The following is a 13,893-nucleotide window of genomic DNA, read 5'->3' on the forward strand; positions in this document are numbered from 1 at the left end:
GAAGGACGGCCACGCACCGTGGGCTCTATCGATGTATCCAGCGTCTCCTTGACGCTCCCTGACGGCAGACCGCTTCTCGACGAGGCGAGCTTCCGTGTCGGCGCCGGCTCGACGAGCGCGCTGATCGGCCCGAACGGCGCAGGGAAGACCACCATGCTGCGGATCATCCGCGGTGACCAGGCCGCCGATGACGGCGTCGTCACGATCGACGGCGGGCTCGGTGTCATGGACCAGTTCGTCGGCCACGGCGAGGCCGGGGAGACGGTGCACCAGCTTCTGGTGCGCGTCGCCCCTGCGCGCATCCGCGGGGCGGCCGAGGCGCTCGAGTCCGCCGAGAACGCGCTGATCGAACGCGACGAGCACGACACGCAGATGGCCTACGCGTCGGCGATCGCCGAGTACGCGGATGCGGGCGGCTACGAGCACGAGACCGTCTGGGACCAGTGCACGATCGCAGCCCTCGGTGTGCCGTACGAGCGCGCCAGGTATCGCGAGCTCACCACCCTCTCCGGCGGAGAGCAGAAGCGGCTCGCGCTCGAGGCCCTGCTGCGCGGCCCGGATGAGGTGCTGCTTCTCGACGAGCCGGACAACTACCTCGACGTGCCCACCAAGAGGTGGCTGGAGGAGCAGTTGCGGCAGACCTCGAAGACCGTGTTGCTGGTTTCGCACGACCGGGAGCTGCTCGCACGCGCCGCCGATCGGCTCATCACGCTCGAGCCCGGAGGCGCCGGCGCCACGGCCTGGGTGCACGGCGGCGGATTCGGCACATACCAGCAGGCGAGGACCGACCGGATGGACCGGCTGGACGAGCTGCGCCGGCGCTGGGACGAGCAGCACGAGAAGCTGCGCACCCTGGTGGCGAACCTCAAGGTGAAGGCCTCGGCGAACGACGGCTTCGCCTCGCGCTATCAGGCCGCCCAGACCCGCCTGCGCAAGTTCGAGGAGGTCGGCCCGCCCGAGGAGCGCCCGCCCGCCCAGGAGTTCGACATGCGGTTGCGCGGCGCCCGCACGGGCAAGCGGGCCGTGGTCGCGCAGCGCCTGGAACTGACCGGGCTCATGCGTCCGTTCGACGCCGAGGTCTGGTACGGCGATCGGGTGGCCGTGCTCGGATCGAACGGATCGGGCAAGTCGCACTTCCTGCGGCTGCTCGCCCGCGGCGGCAGCGACCCCGACTCGACGCTCGGCCATGTCACCTCGACGGGCGAGCAGCTCGGCCCGGTGGCACACACCGGCACCGCCACCCTCGGAGCGCGGGTCGTTCCTGGACTGTTCGCGCAGACGCACGCGCATCCGGAGTTCGTCGGGCGCACGCTGCTGGAGATCCTGCATCGCGGAGACGATCGTCGTGCCGGGATGCCGCGCGATGCCGCGAGCTCGGCTCTGGACCGCTACGGACTCGTGCGGCAGGCCCAGCAGACGTTCGACTCGCTCTCGGGAGGACAGCAGGCGCGGTTCCAGGTGCTCCTGCTCGAGCTCTCCGGTGCGACGCTGCTGCTGTTGGACGAGCCGACCGACAACCTCGACCTGGAATCGGCCGAGGCACTCGAACAGGCACTCGCGCGCTTCGCGGGCACGGTGCTCGCGGTCACGCACGACCGCTGGTTCGCGCGGTCCTTCGACCGGTTCCTGGTGTTCGGAGGAGACGGCGAGGTCTACGAGTCGGATGAGCCGGTGTGGGATGAGAAGCGGGTGACGCGCACGCGGTGAGGCCTCCGGGCGCTCAGGGCAGCCGGAAGGGCGCAGCGGCGCGCGCGTCGGGGGCGGTGGCGAGGTCGGCGAGCACTCCACCGACGCCCGGTGCGAACTTGAAGCCGTGGCCGGAGAATCCGGCTCCGACGACGATCCGGCCTCGCCGGTCGAGCACGAAGGTCCCGTCGTCGGTCGAGGTGTAGGTGCAGCTGATCGGCACCGCGGATGCCGGGTCGAGGCCGGGCATCCACTCCCGCACGTAGTCGGAGAGCGCGCGCTGGTGCGTCGGCAGGTGCGGACGGGCATCCGGGTCGACGGCATCGCCGACACCGTGGAACCCCACCTTGACCCCTTCGCCGGGCGTCGGCATGCCGTACACGGCCGCGGGGTACGCCTCCGGGTCGACGTAGTGGTTGAACGACGGCCACGGGGCCTCCGTCAGCGGCCGGAAGTGCGCCGGCGTCTCTTCGGTGACGGTGAGAGCCGGCAGGTCGAGGCGCGGGAGGAGCGTGCGCGTCCACGCGCCGGCCGTCACGACGAGGGTCTGCGCGCGCAGCCGGGTGCGGTCGGAGAGGCCGATCTCCGCACCGTCCGCAGTCTCGGCGATGTGCGCGACCGGAGTGCTCCAGCGCACCTCGCCGCCGCCGACGACGATGCGCCGTTCCAACTCCCGCAGCGTCTCGGTCGCCCGTACGACCCCGGCATCCGAGGACCACAGCACGTCGCCGTCGAAGCGCATGCCCGGCCACCGGGTGCCCGCCTCGACGGGGGAGAGGACCGTGTTCGGGATGCCGCGGGCATCGAGCCCCTCCTGCACGGCGGCCATGTCGAGACGGCCGTGCGTGACGAGTCCGTGCAGCCGCAGAAGCGGCTCGCCGTCGACGTCTCCGAGCGCATCCCAGCCGGCACGGGCGCGCACGAGCAGGTCGAGGTAGTGCTCCTCGCCGTAGGCGTTGTTGAAGTTGCGGGTCGCGCCGTGCGATGCGCCTTCGTGGTGTCCGCGGGCGAATCGCTCCAGCACCACGGGGCGAAGGCCTCGGCGCACCAGCTCCCAGGCCGTGGCCAGGCCCATGACGCCCGCGCCCACGACCACGATGTCCACGTCGTCGGTCCTCATGCTGCCTCCCGGTCTCGGATCCAGTCTCCCAGCACGGGCGACTGCGGCCGCCGGGTAGGCTGGAGGGGTGACCATGGAGATCGAGCTCGGCCGAGGAAAGCGTGCACGTCGCGCGTACACGTTCGATGACATCGCGGTGGTGCCTTCCCGGCGCACGCGCAACCCGGAGGATGTGTCCACCGCCTGGACGATCGACGCCTTCGGCTTCGGGATCCCGGTGCTCGGAGCACCGATGGACTCGGTGGTGAGCCCGCAGACGGCGATCATGCTCGGTCAGCTCGGCGGTCTGGGCGTGCTCGACCTCGAGGGTCTGTGGACGCGCTACGAGAACCCCGAGCCGCTGCTGGCGGAGATCGCAGGCCTCGACGCGGCGACGGCCACCGTCCGCATGCAGGAGCTGTACTCCGAGCCGATCAGGCCCGAGCTCATCACCCGTCGCCTCGCCGAGATCCGCGAGGCCGGCGTCACCGTCGCCGGGTCCCTGACCCCCCAGCGCACCCAGGAGTTCTACGACACCGTCGCCGCCGCCGGCGTCGACCTGTTCGTGATCCGCGGCACCACGGTGTCGGCCGAGCACGTGTCGAGCGTGGCAGAGCCCCTCAACCTCAAGAAGTTCATCTACGACCTCGACGTCCCCGTCATCGTGGGCGGTGCGGCGACCTACACCGCTGCCCTGCACCTGATGCGCACGGGAGCCGCCGGCGTGCTCGTCGGCTTCGGCGGGGGAGCGGCATCGACCACCCGCGCGACCCTCGGCATCCACGCGCCGATGGCGACCGCGGTCTCCGATGTCGCCGCCGCGCGTCGCGACTACCTCGACGAATCCGGTGGACGCTACGTGCACGTGATCGCCGACGGCGGCGTCGGCACGTCCGGCGACATCGTCAAGGCTCTCGCGATGGGCGCCGATGCGGTCATGCTCGGCGTCGCGCTCGCTCGTGCCACCGACGCGCCCGGCCGCGGGTTCCACTGGGGCCCCGAGGCCCATCACCCCAAGCTGCCGCGCGGCCACCGTGTCGAGGTCGGAGGCATCGGCACGCTCGAGGAGATCCTCTACGGTCCTGCGCCCGTCGCGGACGGCACCGCGAACCTCATCGGTGCGCTGCGCAAGTCGATGGCGACCACCGGGTACTCCGACCTCAAGGAGTTCCAGCGGGTCGAGGTCGTGCTCGCACCGTACGAGGCCTGAGGTCCTGCGCTTCACCGTGACCACTCCTGCCCTGTTCCCCCCGACGCTCCGCGAGGTCATGCTCCGGGGACGTTGGATCGCGATGCTCCTGCTCTGCCTGCTCGTGGCCGGAGTCTTCGCCTGGCTCGGTCAGTGGCAGCTGGAGCGCGCGATCGAGACCGACCCGCCCGCGCCCGGTGCCACCGAAGAGGTGCAGCAGCTCTCGGATGTCCTCGAGCCCGGCCAGTATCTCCCCGAGCCGCTGGTGGGCCAGCGCGTCGAGACCACGGGGGCCTGGGTCCCCGGCGACTTCATCGTCGTGTCGAGTCGGTTCAACGACGACGTCCAGGGGTACTGGGTCACCGGTCAGCTCCGCGTCGACGAGCGCGTGTCCATCGCCGTCGCGATCGGCTGGGCGCCGGACCGTGAGACCGCGGATGCGGCCGTGAAGGATCTCGAGGCCGGCGCTGACGGCTCCGAGGTCGACATCACCGGACGCATCATCTCGGACGAGGGTCCGCGGGTGCCGCCGCATTCCGATCCGCAGCAGCTCGACCGGATGTCTCCCGCCGCTCTCCTCAGCCGCTGGCACGATGCCGAAGGTCTCGACGTCTATCGTCCGTACCTCGCCTCCACGACCGCCACCGCCGGGCTGGTCGATATCTCGTCACCGGCACCCGATGAGATGTCGCCGGTCAACTGGCTCAACGTGTTCTATGCGGTCGAGTGGGCGATCTTCGCCGGCTTCGCCTTCTACCTCTGGTACCGCCTGGCGAAGGACGCCTGGGAACGCGAGGTCGAGGAGTTCGAAGACGAGGCCGAGGCCAGAGCCACTGCCGGATAACCCGCGCATTCGCGCGCCCCGAGGTGCGCAATTGTGCGGCGCGGCAGGTCGTTAGCGACCTTCGTCAGGGGTCGCGCGGGCCATCCGGTGATCGCTCGATGACGAATCGGAAAACTCCGTTGAGGATGTCGGGACCGCTCCGTATGCTCGCACCATGTGAGCATGCTGGGAGTTTCCCCTGTGTGCCGTGACAGTCCTGAGAAGTGTCGAACCCGATCGAGGAGACAGCACCGATGATGTCCGCTCCAGATGACGAGAACCGCGCGGTTCCCGTCTCGCACCGTAGAAGTCGGGGGCGCATCGGCGCTCTCGCCGTGACCTGCGTCGCCGCGCTGAGCCTCGGCTCGCTGGCCGCGGTTCCCGCCACAGCCGACACCACGGGCACGGGGGTGGTGATCAACGAGGCGTATCTCTCCGGCGGCAGCGCCGGGGCGGCGTTCAAGAACAAGTTCGTCGAGCTGTACAACCCCACCTCTGCCCCGATCACCCTGGACGGGATGTCGCTGCAGTATCGATCGGCCACCGGCTCGGCCGCCTTCAACGGTGTGGCTCCGCTCACCGGTGTGATCCCGGCCGGCGGCTACTACCTGGTGCAGGGCAACAGCAACGGTGCGAACGGCGCCGAGCTGCCCGCGCCCGATGCCGTCAGCGCCCTGACCCCGAGCGGCACCAACGGCACGCTCGCGCTCGTCGAGGGCACTGCGGCTGTGAGCCTCACCCCCGGCTCCGTCGTGGGCGTCGACGGCGTCGTCGACCTGCTCGGTTACGGCACCTCCAACACCTTCGAGGGCACAGCCGCCGCCGCACCGGCAGGTAACACCGACGTCAAGTCGCTCAACCGCACGGGCGGCGTCGACACCGACGTGAACAGCGCGGACTTCACGCTCTCCGCCACGATCACCCCGCAGAACTCCGGCGACACCGACCCGGGGACCGGCCCGGGCACCGACCCGACCGAGGCCACCATCGCCGAGGTCCAGGGCACGACCGACGTCTCCCCGCTGAGCGGGCAGACCGTGCAGGTCGAGGGCGTCGTCACCGCCGACTACCGCACCGGCGGCTACAAGGGCATCGTCATCCAGACGCAGGGCTCCGGCGGCGCGACGGATGCGACTCCCGGCGCCTCGGACGGCGTGTTCGTCTTCCTGAACGCCTTCAACCCCACTCTCGCGATCGGCGACCTCGTCTCGGTGACGGGCGCTGTGAGCGAGTACTTCGGGCAGACGCAGATCAACCCGGCCGCGGCCGGTGATGTCTCCGTCGTGACCGCTGGCGTCGGCGTTCCCGCCGTCACCCCGCTGCCCGCCGCGGCGCAGGGCGCCGACCGTGAGCAGTACGAGAACATGTACGTGGCGCCGGAGGGGACCTACCGTCTCGCCTCCAGCCACCAGCTGTTCAACTTCGGCACGCTCTGGCTGAACGCCGGCGACGCACTCGCCGTCAAGAGCACCGAGACCACGCGTCCGGGCGACGCGGCCGCAGCGATCGCGGCAGCGAACCGCGCCAACCGCATCCTGCTCGATGACGGCTGGTCCATCCAGGTCACGAACAACGGCCACCCCGGCGAGCAGCCCTATTTCACCAAGGACACGGTGGTCCGAAACGGCGACACCGTCGACTTCGGCGACAACGGCTACGTGCTGCAGTGGGGCTTCAACGACTGGCGCCTGCAGCCGGTCGTGCCGATCGATGACTCCTCGTCGGCCGACCTCAAGGTCGGCTTCGAGGCGACGAACCCCCGCACCGACAGCGCACCGTCCGTGGGCGGCGACGTCCAGGTGGCGTCCTTCAACGTCTACAACTACTTCACGACGCTGAAGAGCGAGAACTCAAGCGCTCGGGGCGCGGCGAACGCGGCGCAGTTCGCGATCCAGAAGTCCAAGATCGTCGCGGCGATCAACGGACTCGACGCCGACATCGTCTCGCTCATGGAGATCGAGAATTCGGTCAAGCTGGGCAAGCCCATCGACACGGCCCTCAAAGACTTGGTCGCCGGGCTCAACGCCGACGCCGGCAGCGACGTGTGGGGTTACGTGCCCACGCCCTCCGCGTTGAACGACGCGGCGACCACCGACTTCATCACCAACGCGATCATCTACAAGAAGGACGCGGTCAAGCGTGTCGGCGACAGCGCCACCGTCACCGACGAGACCGTGTGGGGCAACGCCCGCGAGCCGATCGCCCAGGCGTTCGACATCGACGGCCGCGTCGTCACCGTCGTCGCGAACCACCTGAAGTCGAAGTCGCCGCCCGAGGGCGCGGGGGCGGAGCCGGCCGACGGCCAGGGCTTCTTCAACGCCGACCGCGTGAAGCAGGCGAACGCGATCCTCGCCTTCACCGCTGAGCTCGAGCAGACGACCGGCAGCGGCGACATGCTGCTGATCGGCGACTTCAACGCCTACGGCAAGGAAGACCCGATCGACGTCTTCACCTCCAACGGGTGGAGCGACCTCGTCGCCGACAAGGCCTCCGGTCAGTACACGTACACGTTCGACGGCGAGCTCGGCTCGCTCGACCACGTGATCGCGTCGCCGTCGCTCGCCTCGTCGATCACGGGCGCGGGCGTGTGGGGCATCAACTCGCCGGAGTGGAGCGACCGCGGCTACGCGTTCGGTGCCACCGAGCAGGGAACGCCCTACCGCTCCAGCGACCACGACCCGATCATCGTGGGCGTCTCCTCGGAGATCCCGCCCGTGAGCATCGACGTCGTCACGGTCAACGACTTCCACGGTCGGATCGAGGCCGACGGCGCCGCCGCGGGTGCTGCGGTCCTCGCCGGTGCGGTCAAGCAGTTCCGCGAGGCGAACCCGAACACGATCTTCGCCGGAGCCGGCGATCTGATCGGTGCATCCACGTTCACCTCCTTCATCAACGACGACAACCCCACGATCGACGCGCTCAACGCGGCCGGCCTCGACGTCAGCGCGGCGGGCAACCACGAGTTCGACCAGGGCTGGGAAGACCTTCGCGACCGTGTGCAGGAGCGCGCGGACTGGGAGTACATCTCCTCGAACGTGTTCGTCACCGAGACCGGCGAGCCCGCGCTCGCACCGGCCTGGGTGAAGGAGCTCGACGGGGTCAGGGTCGGATTCGTCGGTGCGGTCACCGAAGACCTCGACTCGCTCGTCTCGCCCGAGGGCATCAAGGACCTCGAGGTCCGCAGCATCGTCGACTCCGTGAACGCGGTGGCCGACGATCTGCGCGACGGCGACGAGTCCAACGGTGAGGCGGATGTCGTCATCCTGCTCGTCCACGAGGGCGCTTCCAGCGTCGAGCTGTCCAGCATCACGCCGGACTCGCCCCTGGGCGAGATCGTCTACGGCGTCGATGACGACGTGGATGCCATCGTGTCGGCGCACACCCACCTCGCCTACAACCACGTGATCGACGGCCGTCCGGTCGTCTCCGCGGGGCAGTACGGCGAGAACCTGGGCCTGATGAACATCAAGGTCGACCCGAAGACGAAGGACCTGATCTCGATCACCAACGAGATCAAGCCCCTCACCGCTGCGGGCAAGCCACTGTATCCGGCCGTCCCCGAGGTGGCCGACATCGTCGCCAAGGCGAAGGCCGAGGCCGATGTGCTGGGCGCGATCAAGGTCGGAGACATCACCGCCGACTTCAACCGCGCCCGTCAGACGAACGGATCCGAGAACCGCGGTGGCGAGTCCACCATCGGCAACTTCGTCGCCGACGTGCAGAAGTGGTCCACGGGTGCCGATGTGGCGATCATGAACCCGGGTGGTATCCGGGCGAACCTCACGTACGCTTCGGCCGGAGCATCCGATCCCGATGGCAACGTCACGTACCGCGAGGCGGCGACGGTCCAGCCGTTCGCGAACACGCTGGTGACGCTGACGCTCACGGGTGCGCAGCTGAAGGGCGTGCTCGAGGAGCAGTGGCAGCCGGCGGGTTCGGCTCGCCCGTTCCTGAAGCTCGGCGTCTCGGAGGGGCTGGTCTACACCTACGACCCCGCCGCGGCACAGGGTTCGCGGATCACCTCGATCACGCTCGACGGCACACCGCTCGACCCGGCGGCGAACTACACCGTCGCTGCCAACTCGTTCCTCGCGGCCGGTGGAGACAACTTCTTCACCTTCAAGCAGGGCACGGGTAAGCGCGACACCGGCAAGATCGATCTGCAGTCCATGGTCGACTGGTTCGACGCGAACAAGACCGCGAGCCCCGACTACGCCCAGCGCGCGGTCGGCGTGGCGGTCACACCCGCGGACGCCGACGGCTACAGCGCCGGCGACCAGGTCACCGTGTCGCTCTCCTCGCTGGCGTTCAGCGCCGGCGAGCCGGCCCCGGGTGAGGTGTCGCTGTCGCTCGGCGGCACGCAGCTCGCGGCCGGTGCCGTCGACCCGTCGGTGGTGGACACCACCGACGAGGGCGGGCGCGCCAGCCTGACCTTCACGGTGCCGTCCGGCGTGTTCGGTGAGCAGGTGCTCACCGTCGCCGTCGCCGGTACCGGAACCACGGTGCAGGTGCCGTTCACGATCGCCGGCGAAGAGGAGTTCGCGGGAACGATCGCGCTCGGCTCGTCCAAGGTGACCGCGGGCAAGAACCTCAAGGTCACCGGAGAGGGCTACGTGCCCGGCGAGACCGTGAGCATCGAGCTGCGTCCGAAGAAGGGCAAGCCGGTGCAGGTCGGCACGGTCCAGGTGCGCGCAGACGGCACGTTCAGCACCTCGGTCACCGTTCCCAAGAGCGCCCCGTCGGGCAAGTACACCGTCGCGGCGTCGCAGGCCGACGGAGACGCGGCCACAGCCACCGTCACCGTCAACCGCGCCGGAGGCATCATCGGTGCGATCCTCGACTGGCTCTGGGAACTGCTGACCCGGTGGTTCTGATCCGGGAAGAGCGGAACTGATCCGGTAACCGGATGACACGGACGAAGGCCGTCGGGTGCGAACCCGGCGGCCGTCGTCGTCTCCTCTCCGATGCGCCGGCGACCGGATTCGACACGATTTCCCGACGGCTAGACTGGAGGCATGCCCGAACCGAAAGTCGCCAGCTTTCCGGCGATCCGCGGTGCGCTGAAGTTCTACCAGATCGCGTCGATCATCACAGGAGTCATGCTGCTCCTGCTGCTCGCCGAGATGGTGCTGAAGTACACGCCGATCCACCTCGAGCTCTTCCTCGGAGGCTCCGGGGGGCCGCTCTGGTTCGCCGGCGTCCTGGCCGGGCCCGACTGCCAGTGGTGGTCGCTCTTCGCCCCGTGGACGAACTCGTGCGAGATGACCTCGCTCGGCGACGGGTTCAACGTGTCGCTGTTCATCCTCGTGGCGCACGGCTGGTTCTACGTCGTGTACCTGTTCTCGTGCTTCCGCATGTGGAGCCTGATGCGCTGGCCGTTCCCGCGCTTCATCCTGCTCGCGCTCGGCGGTGTCATCCCGCTGCTGTCGTTCTTCATGGAGGCGATCGTCGCCCGTGAAGTGAAGACCTATCTCGCCACCAGGGAGTCCGCAGAGACTTCCGCCCCCGCCCCGGAAGGTGTCCGTTGACCGAACAGTCCGAGACCCAGCAGCGCCCTGCGCTCGTCGTCGACTTCGGCGCGCAGTACGCGCAGCTGATCGCCCGTCGCGTCCGCGAGGCGGGTGTCTACAGCGAGATCGTGCCGCACACCGCCACGGCCGAGGAGATCGCCGCCAAGAACCCGGTCGCGATCATCCTCTCCGGTGGTCCTTCGTCGGTGTACGAAGAGGGTGCTCCGCGCCTGGACCCGGCGGTCTTCGACCTCGGTGTGCCGACCCTCGGCATCTGCTACGGCTTCCAGTACATGGCCCAGACTCTCGGCGGAGAGGTCGCGAACACCGGCCTGCGTGAGTACGGGGCGACGGATGCCGTGATCACGGGTGACGGCGGAACACTGCTGGGCGGCCAGCCCGCGCAGCAGAACGTCTGGATGAGCCACGGCGACCAGGTCGCCAAGGCCCCGGAGGGCTTCGACGTGCTCGCGACGACGGATGCGACCAAGGTCGCGGCGTTCGCGAACGAGGAGCGCGGCTTCTACGGCGTGCAGTGGCACCCCGAGGTCAAGCACTCGGACCACGGCCAGCGCGTGCTCGAGAACTTCCTGCACAAGGGTGCGGGCCTCGCCTCCGACTGGAACAGCGGCAACGTGATCGCCGAGCAGATCGAGCGCATCCGCGAGCAGGTCGGCGACGCTCGCGTGATCTCGGCCCTCTCCGGAGGTGTCGACTCCGCCGTCTCCACGGCCCTCGTGCACAAGGCGATCGGCGACCAGCTCACGGCGGTCTTCGTCGACCACGGGCTGCTCCGCAAGGGCGAGCGCGAGCAGGTCGAGAAGGACTACGTGGAGTCCACCGGTGTGCGACTGATCACGGTCGACGCGGCCGACACCTTCCTCGGCCACCTCCAGGGTGTGACCGACCCCGAGGAGAAGCGCAAGATCATCGGACGCGAGTTCATCCGCGCGTTCGAGAAGGTGCAGCTCGACCTCGTCGCCGAGGCCAAGGCGTCGGGCGGCGCCCCGGTGAAGTTCCTCGTGCAGGGCACGCTGTACCCCGACATCGTCGAGTCCGGCGGCGGTGCGGGTACCGCGAACATCAAGTCGCACCACAACGTGGGCGGTCTTCCCGACGACCTCGACTTCGAGCTGATCGAACCGCTGCGCGCCCTGTTCAAGGACGAGGTGCGTGCGATCGGTCGCGAGCTCGGCATCCCCGAGGCGATCGTCGGACGTCAGCCGTTTCCGGGGCCCGGTCTCGGTATCCGGATCATCGGTGAGGTCACCGCTGACCGTCTCGAGATTCTGCGTGAGGCCGACGCCATCGCCCGCGAGGAGCTGACGAAGGCCGGTCTCGACCAGGAGATCTGGCAGTGCCCCGTCGTGCTGCTGGCCGATGTGCGCTCGGTGGGTGTGCAGGGCGACGGCCGCACCTACGGTCATCCGATCGTGCTGCGCCCGGTGTCGAGTGAAGACGCCATGACGGCCGACTGGACCAGGCTGCCGTACGACGTGCTGTCGAAGATCTCCAATCGCATCACCAACGGTGTCCGTGACGTCAACCGCGTCGTGCTCGACGTCACGTCGAAGCCGCCGGGGACGATCGAGTGGGAGTAGGGAGCGCGACGCTCCCCGACGCGGCGCCGGCACTTCCCGACGCCGCGTACGTGGTGCTGTCCAGCCGGCTGATCCCCGGCATGGACGGCGGCTACACGATCGCGACACTCGCACGTGCGCGTCAGCTCGCCGCCGCCGGTGTCGCCGACGGCACAGGACCGCAGCTGCTCACCTTCGATCCGGGAACAGTCGCCGACCATGCCGAGCACCGGCGGGCTTTCGCGGAGCAGGGCGCACTCGCCGACCCTTCGCGTCTGCGCAATCTGTTCGATGAAGCGGTTGCGGAAGGCGGGGGAGCGGCCGACTGGCTGCGTGCCGCCGCCGACGCCGCCGTGAGTGCCGATCCCGACGTCGAGTACCGGGTGCTGGCTGATCCCGAGGGGCGACCCTTCGTCGCGCTGCCGGTGATCCCGGGGAACCCGGATTGGCACCTGACCGAGGAGCCCGTGCTCGTGTACGACGCCGCGGGTGCGGTGGCCGGGGCTCTGCACGGGTTCCGCGGCCTCTACCGGGCCTGGCTCGACACGGTGACCGACGCGTTCGGCGACTCGCAGATCATCGTGATCTGCGAGTCCCGACAGCTGGGCGAGCTCATCGCCGACTGGTCCGACCCGCGCGTACGAATCCTGCACACGATCCACACCATGCACGTGGAGGCGCCGTACACCCCGGATGCGACGATGAACACGCTCTGGACGCGGTGGTTCCGCGTGGCGGACAGGTTCGACGCCGTGATCTGGCCGACCGCCACGCAGCGTGACGACGTGGTGGCACGGTTCGGCTCCTCGGCCTCTCACGTCCTGGTGCCGAACCCCATCGCGCCGGTCGAACGCCGCGATGATCTGCGCGAAGACGGCCTGGTGGTCGTGCTCGGCCGCCTCGCACCCGGAAAGCGCATCGATCATGCCATCCGCGCGTTCCTCGCCGCAGGCGTTCCCGGCACCCGGATGGAGATCTGGGGCGGAGGCCCCGAGGAGGACCGACTGCGGGCACTCATCGAAGAGCTCGACGCCGGCGACCGCGTGCTGCTCGCCGGCTACACCGACTCACCAGGGACCGTGCTCGACCGGGCATCGATGATCGTCACCGCGACCGCCTTCGAGGGGCAGCCGTTGTCGATCGTGGAAGCGCTCCTGCACGGTGCGCCCGTCGTGTCGTACGACGCCCGTTACGGCATCCGAGACGTGCTCGAACAGGGCGGCGGCGTGCTGGTCCCCAGCGGTGACGTCGACGCGCTCTCCGAGGCGATCCGCGCACTCCTGACCGACCCGGAACGACTCGCGGTGCTGAGCGCCGAGGCCCCGTCGGTCGCTGCAGCGTGGAGCCCTCAGCGTTCGCTCGACGCGCTCACCGCCGTGATCGCCGATGCCGCCGCGCGCCCGTCGCGTCGCGCTTGACCGTCGTCGAGCGATCCTCGTCGAGGGACCACCCCTCACCGCGCCGCCCGCGAGAACTTTCTTCGGAGAGAATTCCAGGATGATGTCGATCCGGGCCGTTCCCGTTCGACGTCATTGATGAGAGAGTCGAGAGACGGCCCTTCGAACAAGGAGAACATCATGAAGTTCATGCTCATCATGCGCGCGACCGACGAGGCCGTCGAGGCTTACAAGGAGATGCCGTTCGAGCAGGTCATCGAGGCCATGGGCAAGTACAACGAGTCCATGATGAAGGCCGGAGTGCTCGTCGCCGGCGAGGGTCTGACCGACGCCGCCGAGGGTTTCGTGGTCGACTTCAGCGCCGAGAAGCCGCTCATCACCGACGGCCCCTACGGCGAGACCAAGGAGCTGTTCAACGGTTTCTGGATCCTCGAGGTCTCTTCCCGCGAAGAGGCTGCGGAGTGGGCCAGCCGCGCGCCTCTCGGACGCGGGTCGTACCTCGAGGTGCGCAGGGTGACCGGAGTCGAGGACTTCCCCGCCGACAACGAGTGGATCGAGAAGGAAGCAGGCTGGCGCGAGGAGCAGGCTCAGCGCGCCCAGCAGTGAGGC

Annotated in this window: 9 protein-coding genes; 8 read left to right on the forward strand and 1 reads right to left on the reverse strand. The window is 69.1% G+C overall.

The features are described 5' to 3' along the window. The first annotated feature begins 18 nt into the window (after positions 1-18). Positions 19-1,707, forward strand: a complete 1,689-nt coding sequence (locus ASC55_RS15785) for an ABC-F family ATP-binding cassette domain-containing protein (RefSeq protein ID WP_055877397.1) — start codon at positions 19-21, stop codon at positions 1,705-1,707. Between the two features lie 13 nt (positions 1,708-1,720). Here the strand turns inward: ASC55_RS15785 and ASC55_RS15790 are convergent, their stop codons facing one another. Continuing rightward, positions 1,721-2,806, reverse strand: coding sequence for an FAD-dependent oxidoreductase (locus tag ASC55_RS15790; RefSeq protein WP_055877400.1), 1,086 nt, complete (start codon positions 2,804-2,806; stop codon positions 1,721-1,723). Between the two features lie 73 nt (positions 2,807-2,879). Here ASC55_RS15790 and ASC55_RS15795 point away from each other — a divergent pair, with 73 nt between their 5' ends. The 7 genes from ASC55_RS15795 (at position 2,880) to ASC55_RS15825 (ending at position 13,890) form a co-directional block, all read left to right on the forward strand. After that, positions 2,880-3,995, forward strand: a complete 1,116-nt coding sequence (locus ASC55_RS15795; RefSeq protein ID WP_017828287.1) for a GuaB3 family IMP dehydrogenase-related protein — start codon at positions 2,880-2,882, stop codon at positions 3,993-3,995. 58 nt (positions 3,996-4,053) lie between these two features. Next, the gene (locus ASC55_RS15800; protein WP_055871196.1) at positions 4,054-4,818 is read left to right on the forward strand and encodes an SURF1 family protein; all 765 of its coding nucleotides are present in this window, start codon (positions 4,054-4,056) and stop codon (positions 4,816-4,818) included. Between the two features lie 233 nt (positions 4,819-5,051). Next, a complete protein-coding gene (locus ASC55_RS15805) occupies positions 5,052-9,671 on the forward strand; it encodes an ExeM/NucH family extracellular endonuclease (protein WP_055877927.1) in 4,620 nt (1,539 codons plus the stop codon). Between the two features lie 141 nt (positions 9,672-9,812). Continuing rightward, positions 9,813-10,325, forward strand: a complete 513-nt coding sequence (locus ASC55_RS15810; protein WP_055870449.1) for a DUF3817 domain-containing protein — start codon at positions 9,813-9,815, stop codon at positions 10,323-10,325. Next, positions 10,322-11,908 (forward strand): glutamine-hydrolyzing GMP synthase, encoded by a 1,587-nt coding sequence (gene guaA, locus ASC55_RS15815; RefSeq protein WP_055877401.1) that lies wholly within the window; start codon positions 10,322-10,324, stop codon positions 11,906-11,908. Before ASC55_RS15810 ends, guaA begins: the two co-directional genes overlap by 4 nt. Further along, positions 11,899-13,305, forward strand: a complete 1,407-nt coding sequence (locus ASC55_RS15820) for a glycosyltransferase (RefSeq protein ID WP_055877404.1) — start codon at positions 11,899-11,901, stop codon at positions 13,303-13,305. The genes guaA and ASC55_RS15820 overlap by 10 nt, the downstream gene beginning before the upstream one ends. A 159-nt stretch (positions 13,306-13,464) precedes the next feature. After that, positions 13,465-13,890 carry a YciI family protein gene (locus ASC55_RS15825; RefSeq protein WP_017828299.1) on the forward strand — a complete coding sequence of 142 codons (426 nt, stop codon included), beginning with the start codon at positions 13,465-13,467 and terminating at the stop codon, positions 13,888-13,890. Positions 13,891-13,893: the final 3 nt, after the last annotated feature.

It is taken from the genome of Microbacterium sp. Root322 (assembly GCF_001425645.1).
In the GTDB taxonomy this organism is placed as follows: domain Bacteria; phylum Actinomycetota; class Actinomycetes; order Actinomycetales; family Microbacteriaceae; genus Microbacterium; species Microbacterium maritypicum.